General features: G+C 60.7%; 18 protein-coding genes. 5 read left to right on the forward strand and 13 right to left on the reverse strand.

Annotated elements, in window-relative coordinates; translation table 11 throughout:
* The first annotated feature begins 11 nt into the window (after positions 1-11).
* Positions 12-4,316 (forward strand): membrane-targeted effector domain-containing toxin, encoded by a 4,305-nt coding sequence (locus tag AC1Q9F_RS11725; RefSeq protein WP_492619861.1) that lies wholly within the window; start codon positions 12-14, stop codon positions 4,314-4,316.
* Between the two features lie 98 nt (positions 4,317-4,414).
* On the opposite strand, the gene guaA is transcribed toward AC1Q9F_RS11725, so the two are convergent.
* From guaA to AC1Q9F_RS11745, 4 genes are all read right to left on the reverse strand, one after another.
* Complete coding sequence (gene guaA, locus AC1Q9F_RS11730; RefSeq protein WP_492619860.1) at positions 4,415-5,992, reverse strand: glutamine-hydrolyzing GMP synthase; 1,578 nt, start codon at positions 5,990-5,992, stop codon at positions 4,415-4,417.
* Between the two features lie 99 nt (positions 5,993-6,091).
* Positions 6,092-7,561, reverse strand: coding sequence for an IMP dehydrogenase (gene guaB, locus AC1Q9F_RS11735; RefSeq protein WP_011335798.1), 1,470 nt, complete (start codon positions 7,559-7,561; stop codon positions 6,092-6,094).
* Between the two features lie 115 nt (positions 7,562-7,676).
* Complete coding sequence (locus AC1Q9F_RS11740) at positions 7,677-8,225, reverse strand: hypothetical protein (RefSeq protein WP_011335799.1); 549 nt, start codon at positions 8,223-8,225, stop codon at positions 7,677-7,679.
* A 73-nt stretch (positions 8,226-8,298) separates the two neighbouring features.
* A complete protein-coding gene (locus AC1Q9F_RS11745; protein WP_074691031.1) occupies positions 8,299-9,066 on the reverse strand; it encodes a sulfite exporter TauE/SafE family protein in 768 nt (255 codons plus the stop codon).
* 100 nt (positions 9,067-9,166) lie between these two features.
* On the opposite strand from AC1Q9F_RS11745, the gene AC1Q9F_RS11750 reads away from it, so the two are divergent.
* The 4 genes from AC1Q9F_RS11750 (at position 9,167) to leuA (ending at position 14,316) form a co-directional block, all read left to right on the forward strand.
* Positions 9,167-10,054: a LysR family transcriptional regulator gene (locus tag AC1Q9F_RS11750; RefSeq protein WP_492619859.1), complete on the forward strand. Its 888-nt coding sequence runs from the start codon at positions 9,167-9,169 to the stop codon at positions 10,052-10,054.
* Positions 10,055-10,064: 10 nt separating this feature from the next.
* A complete protein-coding gene (gene xseA, locus AC1Q9F_RS11755; RefSeq protein WP_492619858.1) occupies positions 10,065-11,444 on the forward strand; it encodes an exodeoxyribonuclease VII large subunit in 1,380 nt (459 codons plus the stop codon).
* Positions 11,445-11,447: 3 nt separating this feature from the next.
* Entirely contained in the window at positions 11,448-12,269 is an 822-nt protein-coding gene (locus tag AC1Q9F_RS11760) for a peptidoglycan DD-metalloendopeptidase family protein (protein ID WP_492619857.1), read from the forward strand.
* Between the two features lie 367 nt (positions 12,270-12,636).
* Positions 12,637-14,316, forward strand: coding sequence for a 2-isopropylmalate synthase (gene leuA, locus AC1Q9F_RS11765; RefSeq protein ID WP_007956672.1), 1,680 nt, complete (start codon positions 12,637-12,639; stop codon positions 14,314-14,316).
* Between the two features lie 102 nt (positions 14,317-14,418).
* On the opposite strand, the gene AC1Q9F_RS11770 is transcribed toward leuA, so the two are convergent.
* The 9 genes from AC1Q9F_RS11770 to pilW all read right to left on the reverse strand — a co-directional run bounded on the left by AC1Q9F_RS11770 (position 14,419) and on the right by pilW (position 24,141).
* Positions 14,419-15,210: an amidohydrolase gene (locus tag AC1Q9F_RS11770; RefSeq protein WP_007956673.1), complete on the reverse strand. Its 792-nt coding sequence runs from the start codon at positions 15,208-15,210 to the stop codon at positions 14,419-14,421.
* On the reverse strand, positions 15,198-16,346 hold the full coding sequence (locus tag AC1Q9F_RS11775) for a pyridoxal phosphate-dependent aminotransferase (protein ID WP_492619856.1): 1,149 nt from the start codon (positions 16,344-16,346) through the stop codon (positions 15,198-15,200). Before AC1Q9F_RS11775 ends, AC1Q9F_RS11770 begins: the two co-directional genes overlap by 13 nt.
* A gap of 117 nt (positions 16,347-16,463) precedes the next feature.
* Entirely contained in the window at positions 16,464-17,936 is a 1,473-nt protein-coding gene (gene der, locus AC1Q9F_RS11780; RefSeq protein WP_007956675.1) for a ribosome biogenesis GTPase Der, read from the reverse strand.
* Between the two features lie 136 nt (positions 17,937-18,072).
* A complete protein-coding gene (gene bamB / locus AC1Q9F_RS11785; protein ID WP_039765728.1) occupies positions 18,073-19,224 on the reverse strand; it encodes an outer membrane protein assembly factor BamB in 1,152 nt (383 codons plus the stop codon).
* Positions 19,217-19,858: a tetratricopeptide repeat protein gene (locus AC1Q9F_RS11790; protein WP_007956678.1), complete on the reverse strand. Its 642-nt coding sequence runs from the start codon at positions 19,856-19,858 to the stop codon at positions 19,217-19,219. The genes bamB and AC1Q9F_RS11790 overlap by 8 nt, the downstream gene beginning before the upstream one ends.
* Positions 19,859-19,899: 41 nt before the next feature.
* On the reverse strand, positions 19,900-21,189 hold the full coding sequence (gene hisS / locus AC1Q9F_RS11795) for a histidine--tRNA ligase (protein ID WP_492619855.1): 1,290 nt from the start codon (positions 21,187-21,189) through the stop codon (positions 19,900-19,902).
* A gap of 22 nt (positions 21,190-21,211) precedes the next feature.
* Positions 21,212-22,321: a flavodoxin-dependent (E)-4-hydroxy-3-methylbut-2-enyl-diphosphate synthase gene (gene ispG / locus AC1Q9F_RS11800; protein ID WP_007956680.1), complete on the reverse strand. Its 1,110-nt coding sequence runs from the start codon at positions 22,319-22,321 to the stop codon at positions 21,212-21,214.
* Between the two features lie 3 nt (positions 22,322-22,324).
* Positions 22,325-23,383: a RodZ domain-containing protein gene (locus tag AC1Q9F_RS11805; RefSeq protein WP_492619854.1), complete on the reverse strand. Its 1,059-nt coding sequence runs from the start codon at positions 23,381-23,383 to the stop codon at positions 22,325-22,327.
* Positions 23,383-24,141 carry a type IV pilus biogenesis/stability protein PilW gene (gene pilW / locus AC1Q9F_RS11810; RefSeq protein ID WP_007956682.1) on the reverse strand — a complete coding sequence of 253 codons (759 nt, stop codon included), beginning with the start codon at positions 24,139-24,141 and terminating at the stop codon, positions 23,383-23,385. The genes AC1Q9F_RS11805 and pilW overlap by 1 nt, the downstream gene beginning before the upstream one ends.
* Positions 24,142-24,143 lie beyond the last annotated feature (2 nt).

Genomic DNA, 24,143 nt, shown 5'->3' on the forward strand with positions numbered 1-24,143 from the left:
AAGGAAAGACCGTGGACACATCAGCAAACATTGCATTCCCCAACGCCGCCGACAAACTGGCCCTGAAGAACCTGGTGCCCGCGCTGGTTCATGCATGCCCCGACATGTACGAAATGGCCTGTGATATCGCCAGGGACATCCTGCGCAAACATGGCGTGAATCACCTGGACCCCGGACAGGTTTACTGGCACCGCTTCAAGTTCTCCAGCAGCAGCTGGAAAGCGTTCACGGGCTGGGAACATCATGGTGCCCGGCCAACCGAGTCCATGACCTTGCCGCAACTGGTGATCCAGCGGTTCCGCGTCGGTGATCAGGACAACTCGGACATGCTCGATGTCGATGGGGGCTTTTACACGACCGGATCGGACGCCGAGGACTTCGACGAGACCAATGAAGTGCGGTTGCATGGCAACGAGGTGCTGAAGGATTTCTGGGCGATCAACTTTGCCGATCTGTTCAATCAGAAGGTCGCCTCGTTCTGGAAAAAACACACCAGGACATTCCGCAGCCTGGCCAAGTGCACCTTTATCGCCCAGGCCATGGAGGATCGCGAAGGTGGCCGGTTGTCGGACGAAAATTTCCGGACAGTGGTCAAGGCCGTCGCCGGCAATGTGAGCTGGCCCGTCACGTTGCAGATGCTGGAGGAGGATGCGGCGCCCGCCAAGGGAATGCATCTGAGCTTGCTGAAGGTGGGGGGTTATGTAGCGACCGATATTCTGTGCATCACCGACGTCAATGGTCGAAAGATCCTCTACACCCCCGGAGAAATCTGGGGTCTGCACGCCTTCGAGACAGCGAAGGATCTGCATTGGTGGGTGCTGTCGCAAACCCGTAAACCGGCTGACCGCCAACGTTTCCTCGCGCATTTTCAAGTGGCCGATCACGACATCATGGAAGACACCTCATGGCGCGACGCTGCGAAACCGGGGTGGCTCCCCCTGTTGAGTCCCGGGACATATCTGCTCACTGAGATATTCCGCCCGCCGCATGTCGAAAATGTCGGGCTCAATCATGTCCTGGATCTGCTGGTCAGCGCCTGGGACTGCGCCGATCACTCCCTGGTCGAACACACCAGCGAGACGTTCAAGAGCGATGCCTTCACTTTCCTCGCCAACGCCACTCACGCCAGGATGATCAGCGACGCCACGTTCATGATGCACACCAATGGCGATCTGCGGAAAAAACTGTGGATCGGCTATCTCAACGCTTTCGGTCGCATGTTCGGTCCGATGGCCGCTGTCGGCTGGCCTGTGGCACTGGCCGTCGTGGGCGCCGGCATCGCCAATGTCGGGTTGCAGATTGATCAGGCGGTCAATGGCAAGACACCCGGTGAACGCAAGTCTGCAGTGACGGGCGCCATCTTCGCGACCATCGATACCCTTTTCAACGCCACCTTCCTCAAGGGCGGTGGCCGTCTGCCGGAAATAGCCGAGGCCAGCACGGTCTTCGCACCGGAAGAAAAACTCGCCGAAGCGGCGATTGCCCGCACCCCGCTGCCCCCGTTGGAGGAAATTGCCCCGACACGCATCCTGCCCGTGCAGCCCGAGGACTTCCTTGCTTCATTCAAGACTGAAATCACCGAAGGCACCCGCGTTGAAACCGGCGACCCCAAATTGCAGGAGATCATCCTGGCCGCTTCGGGCAAGCGTTACATTTACATGCGCCGCGCAGGAAGCGACGGCTTTTATCAGGTGCGTTATGTCGAGCAGTTACGCGGCTGGGTGATCATTGATCCGAGTAACCCTTTCTCGTATTACCGCAATGTCCCGATACGCTTGAACGAAGCGCTCAGGTGGGAACCGGTGGCCCGCCCCGGACTCAAGGGTGGCATGAAAATTTTCGGCAAGTGGCCCTTCGGACACACGGCCGACCCACTGCCAGAAGTGGAGATGCAACCACTGACGTACGATGTGCCGCAAGCATCGCGATCGGCGCTGCAACCCGTTGCCGAAGCTCAGGTCGATGATTTCCCGCTGGATCCACAGGACAGCAGCGACCGTTTCTATCAAGACTTCAAAACCCTGCGTCGCGGGCTCTACGACGATGCCATCAACGCCTATGCCGCCACCGAATTTCCCCCGCGTCCGGCCGTCCCACTCTTCAAACCCACGACGCCTTTTGCCGAAATGACCAAGCGCCTGTTCAAGGACGGCACCGGCCTGGGAATCGGTCAGGACAGTTCTGCCATCGGTGCTCGACAGGCCCTTGTCGACAATCTCAAAGCGCTGAACAAACAGAAGGTCAGAACCCTTTACCTGGATCACTTGCTCACGGATTTCCATCAAGCGGATCTGGATGTTTTTCACCAGAGCGGCAAGATGCCGCCGGCTCTGGAGCGGTACCTGAAGGCTTTGGATGCGCGGTTCAAAACCGACCCTGCCGGACCTTATTCCTACACCGAGCTGGTAAAAGGCGCACAGAAGAATCACATCCGCGTACAAGCGATCGACAGCATGGCGACCCGGCGCTTTCCACGGATGGAAGGTACTACCGAAGCCAGCAGCCGAAAAATGATGAATTACTACTCGGACACTGTGATTCAGGCCGACCAGGCCGCACGCGGTGTTCATCGCTGGATCGCACTGGTCGATGAGGCCCGCGCCAGCAGCTTCGACAAGGTTGCCGGGCTGAGTGAGCTGGAAGGTGCGGTGGCATTACGCGTCGATGAAAGTGCTGTGGGTCAGGCTCAGGGGCTTACAGCTGACCCGGGCAAAAAAGTCAAAGACATCTTGGGACGTCCCTTCGACGAATTGAAAAGCGATCTTCGCCTGCAACTGAGCGCACCGCCCGCGACGGCAACAGCTCGCTCGCTTGAAGAAGCGCTGCCCAGGCGCGGCATGTTCATGGTGCAGGAGCCCTCCACCCTTGTTCACCGCAGTGGCAATGGCAGTCTGGTGCGTACACCGATCCAGCAGGACAGCGCCGGTTTCTCCATCCTCCGGCCGAAATGGTCAGCCGTCAGCGGGCGTCACTTCGACAGCCTGCATGAACTGTTGCAAGCCATAGAACATGAAGGCCTCACGCAGGTACACGTGCGTATTGATCCCACCGCTACGCTCGGTCAACTGCCAGACATTCAGCCGTCCATCCCGGCGATTGAAGCGCCACCCGCCCCGGATTTGACGATCAAGGATCCACCCCGCTTCACCTCGCCGTATGAGATTGCGGTGCAGGCCCGGGCCGAACTGAAAAACGTGGCGCGTGGCAATGACGCCTCTCTGTTGAACGACTCCGTTGCGTCATGGGGCGGCAATTCGCCCCTCGATACATTCAAGATGCTGCGAAAACAACTGCATGAAGCGGCAGTGCGTTTCTATGCCGAACTGCACCTCCCCGTGCGCCCATCAATGGATTCGCTGACAGCAGGGCTGTCGGGACAAACATTCATCGAGCGGGTATTCACGGATTTTCGCGGTCTGGTCATTGGCGAAAGCCATGCCGACATCGGCAGCAAGCAGTGGCTGATCGACAATATGCAAACCCTGGCCAACAAGGGCGTGAAGACCCTCTACTCCGAACACTTGCTCACGGATTTCCACCAGCCCGCACTGGATAATTACGCCAGGACGTCGGTCATGCCGCGGGATCTGGAGAACTATCTGATTCAGCTAGACAGTGGTCACATGACCGATCCGCTGCAACGCTACACCTTTCTCAATCTGGTCAAGGAAGCCAATCGCAACGGGATACGCGTTCAGGCCATCGACTGCCTGGCCAGTTATCGGGTTGAAGGAATGAGAACGGCGGATCCGTCGGCACGCCAGAGAATCATGAACTACTACGCTCACACCGTGATCGAGGCTGACCAGGGGGCTCGCGGACCGCATAACTGGGTGGCACTGATGGGGAACTCCCACTCGAACACGTTCGAAGGCGTTGCCGGTGTCAGCGAGCTGGAAGGCGTCGTCGGTCTGCGCGCCGAAGATGTCGCTGAAGGTCAATCCGGCGGTATCGAAGCGGATCCCGGTAAAAGTCTTGCCGATCAAATGGGCAAGAACCAGGCATTCGTAAAAGGTGACCTGCGCCTGCAAGTCGAAACACCATGGTACGCCCGGACGACCTCGGAGATCGAACAGCTGCTTTCCCGACCGGGTCTGTACACCTTGAAAAAGGAACTGCGGGAAACCTTTCTGGTACATCGCAACCGCGCCAATGCGATTGTACGCACGGGTATCCACTTCGAATCCGACCGCGTTTTCATCGAACGCCCCGAATGGCCCAGCGTCCATGAAAAACGCTTCGCCAGTATCAAGGCGCTGCTCAAGGCGCTTGATGAGCGTGGGATGAAACTGGCGGGCTGGTCCAGACCTTTGTAAGCAGCCGTTGAACGCCAGAAACAGAAAAGCCGCGTGAAACATTGTTTCACGCGGCTTTTTGTTGGTTCAGACTTCAAGCCATCATGGCTTGCGCAGGATCACTCCCACTCAATGGTCGCCGGCGGCTTGCTCGACACGTCGTAAGTCACGCGCGAGATGCCTTCGATTTCATTGATGATGCGGCCGGAGACGGTTTCCAGCAGTTCATAAGGCAGGTGCGCCCAACGTGCGGTCATGAAGTCGATGGTTTCCACGGCACGCAGGGCCACGACCCAGGCGTAACGACGGCCGTCGCCGACCACGCCAACCGATTTCACTGGCTGGAACACTACGAAGGCCTGGCTGACCTTGTGGTACCAGTCGGCCTTGCGCAGTTCTTCGATGAAGATGTGGTCGGCGCGACGCAGCAGGTCGGCGTATTCCTTCTTCACTTCACCGAGGATCCGCACGCCCAGGCCCGGGCCCGGGAACGGGTGACGGTAGACCATGTCGTACGGCAGGCCCAGTTCCAGGCCCAGACGACGGACTTCGTCCTTGAACAGTTCGCGCAGTGGCTCGACCAGTTTCAGGTTCATCTCTTCCGGCAGGCCGCCTACATTGTGGTGCGACTTGATCACGTGGGCCTTGCCGCTTTTCGCGCCAGCCGATTCGATCACGTCCGGGTAGATGGTGCCCTGAGCCAGGTACTTGATGTTGTCCAGCTTGCAGGATTCGGCATCGAAGACGTCGATGAAGGTACGGCCGATGATCTTGCGCTTCTTCTCTGGATCGGCTTCGCCGGCCAGGTTGTTCAGGAACTGGTCTTCAGCGTTGGCGCGGATCACCTTGACGCCCATGTTCTCGGCGAACATGGCCATCACCTGCTCGCCTTCGTGCAGACGCAGCAGGCCGTTGTCGACGAAGACGCAGGTCAGCTGGTCGCCGATGGCCTTGTGCAGCAGTGCCGCAACCACCGAGGAGTCCACACCGCCGGACAGCCCCAGCAGCACGTTGTCGGTACCGACTTGTGCGCGGATGTTGGCGATGGCGTCTTCGGCGATCTTCGACGGAGTCCACAGGGCTTCGCAGCCGCAGATGTCGAGAACGAAACGCGACAGGATGCGACCGCCCTGCTTGGTGTGGGTCACTTCCGGGTGGAACTGCACGCCGTAGTAAGCGCGCTCGTCGTTGAACATGCCGGCAATCGGGCAGCTCGGAGTGCTGGCCAGGATGTGGAAGTCTTCCGGCATCCTGGTGACCTTGTCACCGTGGCTCATCCATACGTCGAGGCCGAACAGGCCGTCGGCGTCGATGTGGTCTTCGATGCCGTCGAGCAGACGGCTCTTGCCGACCACGTCAACGCGGGCATAACCGAACTCACGCAGTTCGGAGCCTTCAACCTTGCCGCCCAGTTGCTCGGCCATTGTCTGCATGCCGTAGCAGATACCGAAGACCGGTACGCCCAGGTCGAACACCGCTTGCGGGCAGCGCGGGCTGTTGGCTTCGTGCACGGACTCGGGACCGCCGGCGAGGATCACGCCTTTTGGCGCAAATTCGCGGATCGCATCTTCGTCCATGTCGAACGGGTGCAGTTCGCAGTACACACCGATCTCGCGCACGCGGCGGGCGATCAGTTGGGTGTATTGCGAACCGAAGTCGAGGATCAGGATGCGGTGAGCGTGAATGTCGAGGGCCATGATTCAGTCTCGTCTAAGTAATTCAGAAACAGTCTTGATTCAGAAACGACTCGGGGCTGAATAAAACAGCCCCGGTCATTTAACGTTTTGCTTGAAGCCTCAACCTACGCGGTAGTTTGGCGCTTCCTTGGTGATCTGCACGTCGTGAACGTGGGATTCGGCCATGCCGGCACCGGTGATCCGCACGAACTCAGGCTTGGTGCGCATTTCTTCGATGTTGGCGCTGCCGGTGTAACCCATCGAGGAACGCAGACCGCCCATCAACTGGTGAATGATCGCGCTCAGGGTGCCCTTGTAAGGAACACGGCCTTCGATGCCTTCCGGAACCAGTTTCTCGGCGCCTGCCGAGGAGTCCTGGAAGTAACGGTCGGAAGAACCTTGAGCCTGGGACATGGCGCCCAGCGAACCCATGCCGCGATAAGCCTTGTACGAACGGCCCTGGAACAGTTCGATCTCGCCCGGCGCTTCTTCGGTACCGGCAAACATCGAGCCCATCATCACGCAGGAAGCACCGGCAACGATGGCCTTGGACAGGTCACCGGAGAAACGGATGCCGCCGTCGGCGATCAACGGAACACCGGTGCCTTCGAGGGCAGCGGCGACGTTGGCGATGGCACTGATTTGCGGAACGCCGACACCGGCGACGATACGGGTGGTGCAGATCGAGCCAGGGCCGATACCGACCTTGACCGCGTCGGCGCCAGCTTCGGCCAGGGCCTTGGCGGCTGCGCCGGTGGCGATGTTGCCGCCGATCACCTGCACTTCAGGGAAATTCTCTTTGACCCAGCGAACGCGGTCGATCACGCCTTTGGAGTGACCGTGAGCGGTGTCGACCACCACCACGTCCACACCGGCATTGACCAGGGCTGCAACGCGGTCACCAGTGTCTTTACCGGTACCGACCGCAGCGCCGACGCGCAGACGACCTTGGTCGTCCTTGCTGGCCAGCGGGTAGGCCTTGGCTTTTTCGATGTCTTTGACGGTCATCATGCCTTTGAGGGCAAACTTGTCGTCGACGATCAGGACTTTTTCCAGGCGGTGCTTGTGCAGCAGCTCGCGGACTTCGTTCTTGTCGGCGCCTTCGCGAACAGTGACCAGACGCTCTTTCGGCGTCATCACTTCACGAACGGTGGCGTCCAGACGGGTTTCGAAACGCACGTCACGGGAGGTGACGATGCCGACCAGGTCGCCATCGTGCAGGACCGGAACGCCGGAAATGTTGTGCATGCGGGTCAGTTCGAACAGATCACGAACCGTGGCGTCAGCCTCGATGGTGATTGGGTCCTTGACCACACCGGCTTCGAACTTCTTGACCTTGCGAACTTCGGCAGCTTGCTGCTCGATGGTCATGTTCTTGTGGATAATGCCGATGCCACCTTCCTGAGCCATGGCGATTGCCAGACGGGCTTCGGTGACGGTGTCCATGGCGGCAGAAACCAGAGGAATGTTCAGCTCGATGCCACGGGTAAGGCGGGTCTTCAGACTGACTTCGTTAGGAAGCACCTCGGAATAACCGGGCACTAGGAGAATGTCGTCGAAGGTCAGAGCTTCTTGGCTGATACGCAGCATCGCGGGGGCTCCCGAGCGGGAAAATGGAAGCGCGCCATTATACTCAGACACCCTACCGGGCTCAATGTAAAACTTGTCTTATATCAATGTTGCTGATGTACGGGAAAAACGCCCCCTACAACTCGACCTTGACCCAGCTCACCGGTTGATCCAGCCAGTCGGCGAATTCGTCGATGAAACTCTGCTTGAACCCCGCCTCCAGCCAGTTGTTGAAGATGAAACCGAGGTTGGAAAACCCGCATTCCTGCAAATACAGAAAACCGTTGATGTCGTCTTCGTGCCCGCATTCAGGACAGGTGAAGTTGTCGGTGCGACCCGGCATCCAGTCTTCCAGACTTTCGAACAACGCTTCGCCGATCTCCTGACGGCATTCGGCACAACCGGCTTCTTCGAGAAAACCCTTGGCCGGGGTGTAGATGCAGCGCTTGGTGATGACCTCCAGCCCATTGATCGGCTCACCGAACGGCAGCGCCTCGGGGTGCAGCACCACTGCGCGGGCACCATCGGCGATGGCGTAGGCCATGCGATTGCCGGTACGTCCGCAGGTGCTCAGTTCTTCCTTGACGATGTTCTTGCGCACCAGCCAGCGCAGGATCGCCCGGGCCCGGGGCTCGTGCACCGGCAGGTTGGAGATTTTCGGGACGATGATGCTCTGGGAATTCATGGTGCAAGCCTGCTGCGTCAAAGGATGTTCTGCGACGAACGCGGCCGGCAGCTTAATCCCTGACAAAATCCGGTCAAGTGCTTAAATAGCGGCCGATCAGCGCAATCCCGCTTGCCAGCACCAGCCAGGTCACCAGCCGCACGAAGGCCTCGCGGGACAGGCGCATGGTCAAGCGCCGTCCGACCCACAAGCCCAGCGCCATCGCCGGCAACAGGCACAGTGCAAGCATCAACAAGGGTAGCTCGGCATACACCCCGGCGATGGCGAACAGGCTCAAACGCACCACTGTGCTGCAACTGATCAGCGCACTTTGCGTGGCCCGGGCTGCGTCCTTGGGCAGTCGGCTGTTGAGATAGATTGCATAAAGAAAGCCACCACTGCCGAACAACGCCCCGAACAGCCCGCCCACGGTGCCCATCGGTAACGCCCACCCGGCAGACAACTGCGCCGGCCGCGCCTTGATCCACAAGCTGTAGATCGCATAGGCACTGATGAACAAACCCATCAGCAGCAGCAAAAGATCGGACTTGAGGTTCAGCAGGAAAATCACCCCCAACGTGCACCCCACCGCCATGCACGGCAACAGCCGCAGCAATTCCGGTTTCGCCACATCCCGCCGCGACGGCAGCAGATTGCCGAACGCCGCGACGAAATCCAGCAGCACCAGCAACGGCACGATTTTCGACAGCGGCATGAACAGAATCAGAATCGGCCCCGCCACCAGCGCCGTACCGAAACCGGCAATCCCGAACACGATGTACGCCAGCGCGATGGCCAGCCCGATCACCACCCAGCCCTGCGCGCCCCACGACCATTCGCTCAACAACCCCGCCACACTCATTCGCCCGCTTCCTATATAAGCCTGCGATGACTTTAGCCAGCGCCGAGGGTTGCGACTAATATCATCGAAACCGCCAAGCCATCTCGAAAAGGCATGCCTCGTGCTTTCAACCCGTCAATTGCGTTACTTCGTCGAAATCGCCGAGAGCGGCAGCTTCAGCGCTGCGGCCGAACGCCTGTTCATTGCCCAGTCGGCGCTGAGCCGGCAGATCAAGGACATGGAAGCTCGCCTGCAAACGCCGTTGTTCGAACGCACCGCGCGCCAGCCCCGGCTCACCGCCGCTGGCGAAGCGTTCCTGCCCCGGGCGAGAAACCTGCTGAATGAATTGAACAAGGCCAGCACTTTGGCCACGGAAATCGGCCAGGGCCAGCGCGGTACTTTGCGCGTGTGTCACTCGAGTACCGTGCCGATCAGCGGCCGATTGTTACGCGACATGAGCGAGTACCTGGAGCAGCAACCCGGGGTTTCGCTGGACATCGGCACGCTCTCCTCGGAAGCACAACTTGAAGAACTGGCCGAGGGCCGCCTCGATATTGGCCTTCTGCGTCTGCCGGTACTGCGTCAACGCGAGGGTGTTCAGATTGTGCCGCTCTACACCGAACGTTTGCTGCTAGCAGTGCCGGCGGATCATCGACTGGCGTTGGCGGAGGCAGTCGATCTGGCGCAATTGAAGGACGAAGCGTTCATCTCCATCCCGCACCCGCAGCGCGGCGGGCTGAGTTATTTGTGCGCCGACCTGTGCATGCGTCACGGCTTTTTCCCTCAGGCTGCGCGGGTGATGTCGCGCAAAACCACGCAATTGCAGTTGATCCAGGCCGGATTCGGCATCGCTCTGCTGCCGGAATCAGTGCAGGACATCGCGCCCGCTGGTGTGAGATTTCTGCCGCTGACCGGCGATTGCCAGAGCACCGTCGCCCTCGCTTCTCGGCAAAATCCCACACCTCTGGTGCAACACTTCCTCCAGACATTCACCGGCGAATGCCTTTAAACTGCGCCCCATGATTAAAGATCCCTTTGCAAGACTCGGCCTGGACCGCGAAGTCCTGACCGTCAGCCAGCTCAACGGCCGCGCGCGGGTGTTGCTCGAAGACGTGTTCAGCAACATCTGGGTCGAAGGCGAAATCTCCAACCTCGCCCGCCCGGCGTCCGGCCACGTGTATTTCACGCTCAAGGACAGCGGGGCGCAGGTGCGTTGCGCGCTGTTCCGGCAGAATGCTGCGCGCGTGCGTCAGGCGCTGAAGGATGGCCTGGCGGTCAAGGTGCGCGGCAAGGTCTCGCTGTTCGAAGGGCGTGGCGACTATCAGCTGATCCTCGACACCGTGGAGCCTGCCGGTGACGGTGCCCTGCGCCTGGCCTTCGATGCCTTGAAGGAAAAGCTCAGCGCCGAAGGCCTGTTCAGTGCCGAGCACAAAGTGCCGCTGCCGGCGCACCCGCAGCGCATCGGCATCATCAGTTCGCCGACCGGCGCGGTGATCCGCGACATCATCAGCGTGTTCCGCCGCCGCGCGCCGCAGGTACAGCTGACGCTTATTCCGACCGCAGTTCAGGGCCGCGAAGCCACCGCGCAGATCGTCCGCGCCCTGAAACTGGCGGATGCCCGTGGTTTCGACGCGCTGATCCTGGCGCGCGGCGGCGGCTCGCTGGAAGACCTCTGGTGCTTCAACGAAGAGGCCGTGGCCCGTGCGGTGGATGCCTGCGTCACGCCAATTGTCAGCGCGGTCGGCCATGAAACCGATGTGTCGATCAGCGACTTCGTCGCTGACGTGCGCGCACCGACGCCGTCCGCCGCTGCTGAACTGCTTGCCCCGGATTCCAGCCACCTGATCCGGCAGGTCGAAAGCCTGCATCGCCGGTTGGTGATGCGCATGCGTGACCGACTGATGCGCGATCGCCTGCGCCTTGAAGGCATGACCCGCCGCCTGCGCCATCCTGGCGAGCGTCTGCGCCAGCAGGCACAGCGTCTGGATGATCTGGACATGCGCATGCGCCGCGCCTTCGAGCGCCAGCTCAATACCCGCCGCGAACGCCTGATTCGTCTGGAAACCCGCCTCGCAGGGCAACATCCGGGACGCCAGTTGGCCTTGTTGCGCCAGCGCCTCGACAGCCTCGCCGAACGCCTGCCACGCGCCATTAACGAAGGCCTGAAACGCCGCCGTTTACAACTGCAAAGCCAGATGCAGACCCTGCACGTGGTCAGCCCGCTGGCGACTCTCGGCCGTGGCTACAGCATTCTGCTGGATGAACGCGGCAACGCGATCCGCAACGCCGCGCAGACCCACACCGGCCAGCGCCTCAAGGCCAGACTGGGCGAAGGCGAACTGCAAGTGCGCGTCGAGGACAACCACCTGACGCCCGTCACCCTTTCTTTACTGGACTGATCCATGCCGCGTTTTCTTGCTCCATTGCTGTTGCTGTGCCTGACCTTCAACGCCCACGCCGACAGTTACATTACCCGTCTGCTGAACAAACCGGTGCCGGGCGGCGTGGCTGTCGTCGATCTGGGGACCGCTGTGCAAGCGCCGAAAGCCACTTATCAGGGCAAACCGGTGCTGGTGGTCAAGGAACAGAACAATTGGCTGGCGATTGTCGGCGTTCCGTTGACCGTCAAACCCGGCACCCAGCAGATCAGCAGTGGCGGCAAGAATCTGAACTTCACCGTCGGCAACAAGAAATACCCGGAACAGCACATCACCCTGAAGAACACGCAGCAGGTCAATCCAAACCCAGCAAACCTGAAGCGCATCGAGGGCGAACTGGCCGAACAGATCAAGGCCTATCGCAGCTTCAGCCCGAATACCCCGAGCAATCTGCTGCTGGACAAACCGGTCAACGGACCGCTGTCGAGCAAGTTCGGCGTGCGCCGTTTCTTCAACGGTGAAGAGCGCAATCCGCACGCAGGTCTGGACTTCGCGGTGCCGGCCGGCACGCCGATCAAGACTCCGGCGGCCGGCAAGGTAATCCTGATCGGCAACTACTTCTTCAATGGCAACACGGTGTTCGTCGACCACGGCCAGGGCTTCATCAGCATGTTCTGTCACATGTCGAAGATCGATGTGCAGAACGGCCAGCAACTGGCGCGCGGCGCGGTGGTTGGCAAGGTGGGGGCCACAGGTCGGGCGACCGGGCCGCACATGCACTGGAACGTCAGCCTGAACGACGCGCGGGTCGATCCGGCGATTTTCATTGGGGCTTTCCAGCCCTGATTTGCGAGTGAGGCGACTGGCCTCATCGCGAGCAAGCTCGCTCCCACAGAGATTGCGCACGACGAACGGACTGCGCAATCTCTGCAAACATTCACTTTGATTCAGAGAATAAAATCTCGGAAAAAACCGCTTTCCGGGTATTCCTCTCAATTTTTTTCGACTGCTTGCCATCCTCTCCCCCCGCGGTTAGGGTTGAAGGCATGAAAACCTCTCACACCCTCATTCAGCTTCGCCAGCACCGCAGCCTGTGCCTCGTCAGCGCACGACTGCCGGGCTGAATCGCTGCGCCTCGTCCCACGCTTTTCCAAGAACGTTCGTTCCACCGGCAGGCCGCCTCTTTTCGGCCCAGACAATAAGGAATTTCCCGATGAGCATGCTCAAAGACCCGTCTTCGAAATACCGCGCGTTTCCTGTGATCAATCTGCCGGATCGCACCTGGCCGTCGAAAACCATCGATGCCGCGCCGATCTGGTGCAGCTCCGACCTGCGTGACGGCAACCAGTCGTTGATCGAGCCGATGGACGCGGTGAAAAAGCTGCGCTTCTGGAAAACCCTGGTGCAAGTGGGCGTGAAGGAAATCGAGGCGTCGTTCCCGGCCGCCTCGCAAACCGACTTCGACTTCGTGCGTACCTTGATCGAGGACGGCCACATCCCGGACGACACCACCATTCAGGTGCTGACCCAGGGCCGTGAAGACCTGATCGAGCGCACCTTCGAATCCCTGCGCGGGGCGAAGAAAGCCATCGTTCACCTGTACAACGCCACCTCCCCTTCTTTCCGTCGCATCGTCTTCAATCAGGACAAGGACGGGATCAAGGCCATCGCCGTGAACGCCGCCAAGCTGTTCGTCAAATACGCCGCCATGCAGCCGGATACCGAGTGGACCTTCGAATACTCGCCGGAAACCTTCAGCGCCACCGAGCTGGAGTTCGCCAAGGAAGTCTGTGACGCGGTGATCGAGGTCTGGAACCCGACGCCTGAGCACAAGATCATCCTCAACCTGCCGGCCACCGTTGAATGCGCGACCCCGAACGTCTACGCCGACCAGATCGAGTGGTTCCACCGCAACATCAACCGTCGTGACAGCGTGATCATCAGCCTGCATACCCACAACGACCGTGGCACCGGCGTGGCCGCCACCGAGCTGGGCCTGATGGCCGGCGCCGACCGCGTCGAAGGTTGCCTGTTCGGCAACGGCGAGCGTACCGGCAACGTCGACCTCGTGACTGTGGCACTGAACATGTACACCCAAGGCCTCGACCCACAACTGGACTTCTCCGACATCGACGGCGTGCGCAAGGTCGTCGAAGAGTGCAACCAGATCCAGGTTCACCCGCGTCACCCGTACGTTGGCGACCTGGTGCACACCGCGTTCTCCGGCTCCCACCAGGACGCGATCCGCAAGGGCTTCGCCCAGCAGAAATCCGACGCACTGTGGGAAGTACCGTACTTGCCGATCGACCCGGCCGACATCGGCCGCAGCTACGAGGCGGTGATCCGCGTCAACAGCCAGTCGGGCAAGGGCGGCATCGCCTACTTGCTGGAACAGGAATACGGCATCAGCTTGCCACGTCGCATGCAGATCGAATTCAGCCAGGTCGTGCAGCGTGAAACCGACCGCCTGGGTCTGGAGATGACCGCGCAGCAAATCCACGCACTGCTGCACAGCGAATACCTGCAAGCCAACACCCCGTACGCGCTGGTCAGCCATCGCCTGCAAGAAGAAAACGGCAACAGCGCCGTTGAAGTGGAAGTGGCGAGCAAGGGTCAGGGCGAAACCAACCTGCACTGGCGCGGCAAGGGCAACGGCGCGCTGGAAGCGCTGGTGGCCGGTCTGCCGATTCCGGTGGAGATCATGGACTACAACGAACACGCCATCGGCGCGGGCACCAACGCCAAGGCGGCGGCCTACATCGAATTGCGTGTGAACGGCGAACGTGCGGTGCACGGCGTGGGCATCGATGAAAACATCACCACCGCCAGCTTCAAGGCCCTGTTTAGCGCGCTGAATCGTTCGCTGAGCCAGCCGGAAGCGAAAGCGGCGTAACTGACCGCTGCAATGCAAAAGGCCCCGAGGTTTGCACCTCGGGGCCTTTTTACTTTCTAGCTGATCGTTCCCGCGTGGGAACGATCTAGGTGATCTGGGCTATCAAGTGAACTCGAAGGTGTCCGCATCCAGATTCGCCGGGAACCGCTCGCGGTAAGCGGCCAGCGAAGCCGCTTCCAGAACCACCTTGAACACCCCGTCAGCCTCCCCCGCCGCCAGCAAACTCTCGCCCTGGAAATCCAGCACCTGACTGTCGCCGGTATACGCGAAACCTTTGCCATCAGTGCCAACGCGGTTGACCGCCGCCACATAGCACAGGTTTTCGATCGCCCGGGCCGGCAGCAACCGGTTCCAGTGCTGACGCCGCGCACCCGGCCAGTTGGCGGTGTACAGCAGCAGATCTGTGTCTTGGGCATCACGGCTCCACACCGGGAAGCGCAAGTCGTAGCAGATCAGCGGACGCACCCGCCAGCCTTTGAGCTCGAACTGCACCTGGCGCTCGCCGGGAGTGTAGTGGTTGTGCTCGCCGGCCATGCGGAACAGGTGACGCTTGTCGTAATGCAGCACTTCGCCGTCCGGCCGCGCCCACAGCAAGCGATTGCGGTGGCTGCCGTCGGCGGCCTGGATGATCACGCTGCCCGTGACGACAGCATTCAGCTTCGCCGCCTGGGCTCGCAGCCATTTGCTGGTCGGGCCGTTTTCTGCTTCGGCCAGGGTTTCGGACTCCATGGAGAATCCGGTGGTGAACATTTCCGGCAGGATGATCAGATCCGCACCGCGCGCCTGCTCCAGCAAGGCGTCGAAATGCTCCAGATTGGCCTGACGATCATGCCAGGCCAGGCTTGTCTGGATCAGCGCCAGATTGAGATCGGGCAACGCACTCAGATCTCGCATAGTTTGGCCGCCGCTTCCCGCAGCGTCTCCTCACGTTTGGCAAAGCACAGGCGCACCAGGCGCTGGCCTTCGGGTGGATTCTGGTAGAACACCGACACCGGAATACTCGCTACGCCATGCTCGCGGGTCATCCACATCGCCATCTCGACATCGTTAAGGTCGGGGCGAATCTGCGAGTAATCGACCAGCTGGAAATAGGTGCCGGTGACGCGGGTGAAACTGAATCGCGACGGCGCGAGCAAATCACAGAACAGATCGCGCTTGGCCTGATAGAAGCCCGGCAGCTCTTCGACATGTTCCGGATGCTCGGCCATGTAATCGGCCAAAGCGAACTGCAACGGCGTCACGCCACAGAAGCTGACGTATTGATGCACCTTGCGCAGCTCCGCCGTCAGGGCCGGCGGCGCCACGACGTAGCCGGTTTTCCAGCCGGTGACGTGATAGGTCTTGCCGAACGAGCTGACCACGAATGCGCGCTGATACAGCTCTTCATGGGCCAGCACGCTGACGTGCGGCACACCGTCGAACACCAAGTGTTCGTAGACTTCGTCGCTGATCACGTAGATGTCGCGGTCGCGAATCAACGCAGCCAACTGATCCAGCTCGGTACGGCTGATCAGCGCACCGCTCGGGTTGTGCGGGGTGTTGAGGATGATCATCCGCGTGCGCGGGCTCAGGGCTGCGCTGAGTTTGTCGAAGTCGATGGAGAAATCTTTCAGCCCAAGTTGCACATGCACGCAGCGTCCGCCGGCCAACTCTACTGCTGGCTCGTAGCTGTCGTAGGCCGGGTCGAACACGATGACTTCGTCGCCGCTGTGGATAACCGCCTGAATCGCACAGAAGATTGCCTGGGTCGCGCCCGGGGTCACTGTCACTTCAGTGTCTACATCGACGTTGGCGCCATAACTGCGGGCGATTTTCGCCGCGATCTGCTGGCGCAACGCCGGCAGGCCGGTCATGGGCGAATACTGGTTATGGCCGCTGGCGATGTGTCGACCGACCGCGTCGCGCAGTGCCTGCGGGCCGTCGAAATCGGGAAAACCCTGGGAAAGGTTGATCGCTCCGGTCTGCGCCGCGAGCTGAGACATCTGCGTGAAAATAGTGATGCCGACATTCGGCAGCTTGCTGGTGATCATCGGGGTTCCCTGCTCTGCCCCGGCTCTGACGACGGCGCGGGAGAGCCCGAGGATAGCCCATCCGGCGCCCATAAAAAAAGGGCGCCAAACGGCGCCCTTCTCTCTGTTCGCAACGACTTACTTCTTGTCGCGACGCTTCTTGCTGGCCTTCTTGTTGTGCGACATCAAACGACGCTTCTTGTTGACCTGGCGGTCGGTCAGCGTGTTCTTGTTGCCTTCGTACGGGTTCTCGCCGCCCTTGAACTCGATACGGATCGGCGTACCGACCAGTTTGAGCACACGGCGGTAAGTGTTTTCCAGATAGCGCACGTACGACTTCGGCACTTTCTCGATCTGGTTACCGTGGATCACGATGATCGGCGGGTTCGCACCACCCAGGTGAGCGTAGCGCAGCTTGATCCGGCGGCTGTTGACCATCGGCGGTTGGTGCTCGCTGACCGCGTCTTCGAGAATCTGCGTCAGGCGGCTGGTCGGCCAGCGGGTGACCGCGGACTTGAACGAGTTCTGCACCGAGGCGTAGAGGTTGCCCACGCCAGTACCGTGCAGTGCCGAGATGAAGTGGATATCGGCGAAGTCAACGAAGAACAACCGACGCTGCAACTCGACCTTCACGAAGTCGCGCTCGCTCGGCGTCATGCCGTCCCACTTGTTGATCGCGATGACCAACGCACGACCCGCCTCGAGGGCGAAGCCCAGCAGGTTGAGGTCGTGATCGACCACGCCTTCGCGGGCGTCCATCACGAAGATCACCACGTTGGCGTCTTTGATCGCCTGCAGGGTTTTGACCACGGAGAATTTTTCGACTTCTTCGTGGATCTTGCCGCGCTTGCGCACACCAGCGGTGTCGATCAGCGTGTACTTCTCGTCGTTACGCTCGAACGGGATGTAGATACTGTCGCGGGTGGTGCCGGGCTGGTCATAGACGATTACCCGGTCTTCACCGAGCATGCGGTTGACCAGGGTCGACTTGCCGACGTTCGGACGGCCGATGATGGCGATCTTGATCCCGTCTTTTTCGCTCGGGCCAGGAATGCGCTTGGCTTCCTCGCCTTCGGCGACCACTTCTTCCTCTTCACCTTCGGCCGGTTCGTCATCATCGCGCGGGAAATCGCTCAGTGCGGCTTCCAGCAATTGCGTGATGCCGCGACCGTGGGCGCCGGCGATCGGAATCGCGTGGCCCATGCCCAGCGGGGCGAATTCGGCGCGGGCCATTTCCGGGTCGATGTTGTCGACCTTGTTGGCCACCACGTGGGAACGCTTGTTACGTTTGCGCAAGTGTTCGGCGATCATCTGGTCGGCGGCGGTGAAACCGGCCTTGGCATCTACCAGGAACAGAACGACATCCGCTTCTTCGATGGCCAGCAGCGACTGCTCGGCCATTTTTTCGTCCATACCATGCTCGTCACCGGAGATACCGCCGGTGTCGATCAGAATGTAGGAACGCCCTTGCCACTTGGCCTCACCGTACTGGCGATCACGGGTCAGACCGGACAAGTCGCCGACGATGGCGTCGCGAGTCCTGGTCAGGCGGTTGAACAAGGTGGACTTGCCGACGTTCGGTCGGCCCACCAGGGCGATTACGGGAACCATGCGGCTCTCCACTTCGTTATTTCAGAAAATACAAAAGCCGCTGCGAGGCAGCGGCTGGTGCTCGGGGCAACACCCGTGGGTGCTGCAAACCCTGCAGAAGCAAGGCCGCCTGGGGAGTTAACCCCAAGCATAGTTGTTACTTGATGGTCAGGGCTTCCAGTTTGCCGCTGTTGCCATACACATAAATCGTGTCACCCACCACCAGCGGACGGGCACGCAGGCCGTCGCTGTCGATGCGCTCGCGGCCGACGAAACGACCGTCCACCTGACTCAGCAGGTGCAGGTAACCTTCCAGGTCACCGACTGCAACGTAGCTGGAGAACACTTCCGGCGCCGACAGTTGACGACGGGCCAGCGAGTCGTTGCTCCACAGTGCTGTGGTGGAACGCTCGTCGACGCCTTCAACGGTGCCCGACGACAGGCTTACGTAGACGTTGCCGAAACCCTGGGCAACACCGGCATAGCTCGACGCGTCGCGCTGCCAGAGTTGACGGCCGCTTTCCAGATCCAGTGCCGCAACGCGACCCTGATAGCTGGCAACGTACAAGGTACCGCCGGACAGCAGCAGACCGCCGTCAATGTCGACCACGCGCTCCAGTTCCGAACGACCTTGTGGAATCGCGATCCGCTGTTCCCAGACCGGCACGCCGTTGGAAATGTCGAGAGCGACCACTTTACCGGTCGACAGGCCTGCCACCGCGAGACGGTTGGTGACGATCGGTGCGCTGGTGCCGCGCAGGGTCAGTACGGCCGGAGTGCTGTCATACACCCAGCGCTGGTTGCCGGTGGACGCGTCCAGACCGATCAGACGATCGTCCTGAGTTTGTACCACCACCACGTCACCGTTGTTGGCCGGTGGCGCGAGGACTTCGCTGTTGACGCGCGAGCGCCACTTCTCTTCGCCGTTGATGGCGTCGAGGGCAACGACTTCACCGCGCAGGGTGCCGACCATGACCAGACCGTAACCCACGCCAACGGCGCCGGACACAGGCAGTTCGAGGTCTTTCTTCCATTTCACGTCGCCGTTGCCACGATCCAGGCCCATCACGATACCGGTCACGTCGGCCGCGTAGATGGTGTCACCGTCGATCGCCGGCACCAGCATGTTGTACGTTTCGCCCTGACCGTCACCGATCGAGCGGCTCCACTGCTTGTGCAGGACCACTTCTTCTTTGAAGTCGGTCAGCTCGGCCGGTGGCAGTTCTTTTTTGCTGTTGCTGCTGCAACCCGCGGCCAGAATGGCCAGAGCCAGCAATGCTGCATGCTTCCAACGGATCACGTCACGCATCCCCTTTGGCCAGGTCGTCCAGCTTGATTTGAAGGCCACCGACCGCCGCTTCATCCGACAGTGCCGCCTTGGCTTTTTGATACGCCGCGTTCGCTTCGTCGGTACGGCCCAGCTGTACCAGCAGGTCGCCCTTGAGTTCTTCGCGAGTGGCCAGGAACGACTTGTCGGCATCGCCTTCGAGCAGTTTCAGGGCTTCATCGGCCTTGTTCTGTGCGCCCAGTACCTGCGCCAGACGCTGACGGGCGATTTCGCCCAGCGCCGGGTTGGCCGGTTTGGCAACGATGGCCTTGAGTTCGGTTGCTGCGTCATCCAGCTTGCCGCTGTCGACCGCTACCTTGGCCACGAACAGGCTGCCGTACTGCGCGTAAGCAGAACCGCCGAATTCGCTGTTCAGCTTGCCGGCCAGATCCGCAACGCGCGCGGCGTCAGGCTTGCCATCCGGGGTCAGCGTGGTTTCCAGCAATTGCTGATAGAGCACCGAGGCGCCTTGCGACTGGTTGCTCTGATACTTGTGAAAAGCCTGCCAGCCGAACACGATGACCAGCGCCAACAGGCCGCCAGTGACCAGAGGTTTGCCGTTGCGTGTCCACCAGTCCTTCAAATCCGCCAACTGTTCGTCTTCGGTACTCGACACCCCAATACTCCTTAATCGCTAAATCGGCTGTTTAGACAGCTTCAACCCTGCACGACGCAGGTGGCCAGGTGTGCAGCGAGCGCATCCCAGGCAATGCTTTGTTGTTCGCCCTGGCCACGCAGGGGTTTGAAACCTATCACTTGCTGGGCCATTTCGTCGTCACCGAGGATCAGTGCGTACAGCGCACCGCTCTTGTCGGCTTTCTTGAACTGGCTCTTGAAGCTGCCGGCGCCGGCATTGACTTGCAGGCGCAGGTTGGGCAGTTGGTCGCGTACACGCTCGGCCAGGGCCAGACCGGCCAGCTCCGCTTCTTCGCCGAAGGCGCAGAGATAGACGTCGACCTGACGGGAGATTTCTTCCGGGATCTGCTCCAGGGTTTCCAGCAGCAGCACCAGACGCTCGATGCCCATGGCGAAACCGACGCCCGGGGTCGGCTTGCCGCCCATCTGCTCGACCAGACCGTCATAGCGCCCACCCGCGCAGACGGTGCCCTGGGCGCCAAGCTTGTCGGTGACCCATTCGAATACGGTTTTGCTGTAGTAATCCAGACCACGCACCAGTTTCGGGTTGAGCACGTAAGGAATGCCGACGGCATCCAGACGGGCCTTCAGGCCTTCGAAGTGGGCACGGGATTCATCATCCAGGTAGTCGGCCATCTTCGGCGCATCGACCAGCACGGCCTGGGTTTCGGCATTTTTGGTGTCGAGCACGCGCAGCGGGTTGGTTTTCAGGCGACGCTGGCTGTCTTCGTCCAGTTTGTCGTGGTGCGCCGAGAGGTACTCGACCAGCGCTTCACGATAACGGCCGCGAGACTCGCTGGTGCCGAGGCTGTTGAGTTCGAGCTTGACCGCATCGCGGATGCCCAGCTCGCCCCACAGGCGCCAGGTCAGCACGATCAGTTCGGCGTCGATGTCCGGACCGTCGAGGTTGAACACTTCCAGACCGATCTGGTGGAACTGGCGATAACGGCCTTTCTGTGGACGCTCGTGACGGAACATCGGGCCGATGTACCAGAGTTTCTGCACCTGGCCACCGCCGGTGATGCCGTGCTCGAGCACCGCACGCACGCACGCGGCCGTACCTTCCGGGCGCAGGGTCAGGGAGTCGCCGTTGCGGTCTTCGAAGGTGTACATCTCTTTTTCGACGATGTCGGTCACTTCACCGATCGAGCGCTTGAACAGCTCGGTGAACTCGACGATCGGCATGCGGATCTGCTTGTAACCGTAGTTATCCAGCAGACGCGAAACGGTGCCTTCGAAATAACGCCATACCGGCGTCTGTTCCGGCAGGATGTCGTTCATGCCACGAATGGCTTGCAGAGACTTGCTCACAGAAATTCCTTAATTCGTTCGATCAGCCGCGCGCGATAACCGCTGCGTCAGCTTCGACCTTCTCGGCCGCTTTCTCGCGGATCAGCTTTTCCAGCTCGTCCACCAGATTGTCATTCGTCAGTTTCTGCGACGGCTTGCCGTCGATGTAAATCAGGTTTGGCGTGCCGCCGGTCAAGCCGATATGGGCTTCCTTGGCTTCGCCGGGGCCGTTGACCACGCAACCGATCACCGCGACATCCAGCGGCACCAGCAGGTCTTCAAGGCGCCCTTCCAGTTCGTTCATGGTCTTGACCACATCGAAGTTCTGCCGCGAGCAGCTCGGGCAGGCGATGAAGTTGATGCCACGGGAACGCAGATGCAAAGACTTGAGAATGTCGTAACCGACCTTCACTTCCTCGACCGGGTCGGCCGCCAGCGAGATGCGGATAGTATCGCCAATCCCCTCGGCGAGCAGCATACCTAGGCCCACGGCGGATTTCACTGTACCGGAGCGCAATCCACCGGCTTCGGTGATGCCCAGGTGCAGCGGCTGGACGATTTCCTTGGCCAGCAGACGGTAGGCTTCAACGGCCATGAACACGTCGGAAGCCTTCACGCTGACCTTGAAGTCCTGGAAATTCAGGCGTTCGAGGTGTTCGACGTGACGCAGGGCGGACTCGACCAGCGCGGCCGGCGTCGGCTCGCCGTATTTCTTTTGCAGGTCTTTTTCCAGCGAGCCGGCGTTGACGCCGATACGGATCGGGATCCCGCGGTCACGGGCGGCATCGACCACCGCACGCACGCGGTCTTCGCGACCGATGTTGCCCGGGTTGATGCGCAGGCAGTCCACACCCAGTTCGGCCACGCGCAGAGCGATCTTGTAGTCGAAATGAATGTCGGCAACCAACGGCACCTTGACCAGTTGCTTGATCTTGCCGAACGCCTCGGCGGCGTCCATGTCCGGCACCGAAACGCGGACGATGTCGACGCCAGCGGCTTCCAGACGGTTGATCTGTGCGACGGTGGCAGCGACGTCATTGGTGTCGCTGTTGGTCATGCTCTGCACAGCGATAGGGGCATCGCCGCCCACGGGCACATTACCGACCCAGATCTTGCGCGATTCGCGACGTTTGATTGGAGATTCGCCGTGCATGACTTATTGACCCAACTTCAGGCGAGCGGTCTCGCCACTGGTGAACGGAGCGACATCGACCGGCTGGCCGTTGTAGCTGACCTGCGCGCCACGGGCAACGCCCAGACGCACGGCAAACGGAGGCTTGCCGACGACAGACAGGCTGTCGCCCTTACGCTTGAGGCCGCTGTACAGCACCTTGCCGCTGCCATCGGTCACTTGAGTCCAGCAATCGGCGATGAACTGCACCTGAACCTGGCCTTGACCTGCAACCGGAGTGACTGGCGTTGTCGGCGCGGGTGCAGCGACGGCCGGGGCTGCCGGGGCAGTGACGGTCGGAGCAGGCGTGGCCGGAGCGGCAGGTGCTGGAGTTGCAGGAGCAGCAACCACAGGCGCTGGCGTATGAGCCGGTGCAGCCGGAGTCGCGGCTGGCGCAGCAGGTGCCGGAGCAACCGGTGCGGTCGCTGGCGCTGTGGCCTCGGTCTCGGCACCGGTCGATTCAGCCGTAGTTTCCGATTGAGGCAGCGCCAGAGCGGTCGAGCCCTCGGCTTCACCTTCCGCGACGGCCTGGTCTTCCGGCTCGTCCAGCGGATGAATCTGGGTGGTGCCGTCGGCGCCTTCGACTTCGACGTGCTCCGGAGTCAGGCCAATCAGGTCCTTGGTACGCAGCGAGGTCTGATCCTGCCACCAGACGAAACCGCCGCCGATGACCGCGATCAGCAGCAACAGGCTGACGATCCGCAAAATGGTGTGGGAAACCCGTACCGGCTCTTCGATGCGGCCCAGTGCGTGGACGTTGCTGCCCTGGGAATCGGTGCCGGTGGACTGATCGAATTGCTGGACCAGAACGGTCTGATCCATGCCGAGCAATTTGGCGTACGCGCGAATGTAGCCGCGAGCGAAAGTATGCCCGGGCAACTTGTCGAATGCGCCGGCTTCAAGATTGCTCAGGGAAGTCACGGTGAGGTTGAGCTTGAGGGCCACTTCGGCCAGCGACCAGCCATTGCTTTCGCGGGCCTGGCGCAGGGTCTCACCGGGGTTAACGCGATTCGCTGCTACAACTTCGGGATGCGCCGCTTTCATCATTGCTCCGACAGGTATTGCTGATATTCCGGCGTACCGGGATAGAGTCGTTTTAATTGCAGGCCCGCACTGGCGGCCTTGTCGCGATCTTCAAATACTTTTGCCAACCGAACGGCGAGCAACAGACTACGTGCATTTTGCTCGGAGAGCTGGCTGAAACGGTCGTAATAGTCACGCGCGGGCACATAATGCCTGTCTTCGAATGACAACTCAGCCATTTCCAGCAATGCGCGTGGCTGCTGGCGGTTCAAACGCAGCGCCTTTTCCAGTTGCTGCTGCGCCAGATCACGCTGCCCGAGCTTCGCCGCCGTCATCCCGAGGTTCTCGAACACCCGCGAACGCTCAGGATACAGGGTATCGGCGGCCGCCTGTTCAAAACGCTCGTAGGCTTCCTTGTAACGCTGTTCTTCGTAGAGAAAACTGCCGTAGTTGTTGAGGATGCGCGCATCGGCGGGACGGGAGGACAAGGCTTTGCGGAAGTGTTCGTCAGCAAGCGCAGGTTCCATTTCGGCCTGGAATACCAGCCCCAGCGCGGCATTGGCGTCGGGATCCGAACCGTCCAGTTCCAGCGCCTTCTTCAGTGGAACCTTGGCCCGCTCGGTCATGCCCTGCTGCAAGTATCCCAGTCCCAGCTGCACGTAGGCAGCCCGCGCTTCGTCACGGCCCTTGCTGGTCTTCATCGGGTTGTAATCGCCCGACAGGACACAACCAGCACACAGGCTGGCCAACAGCAACAGCAGCGCAAAGCGCAGGGACATAG

Source organism: Pseudomonas sp. GW823-FHT04A03 (assembly GCF_058796615.1).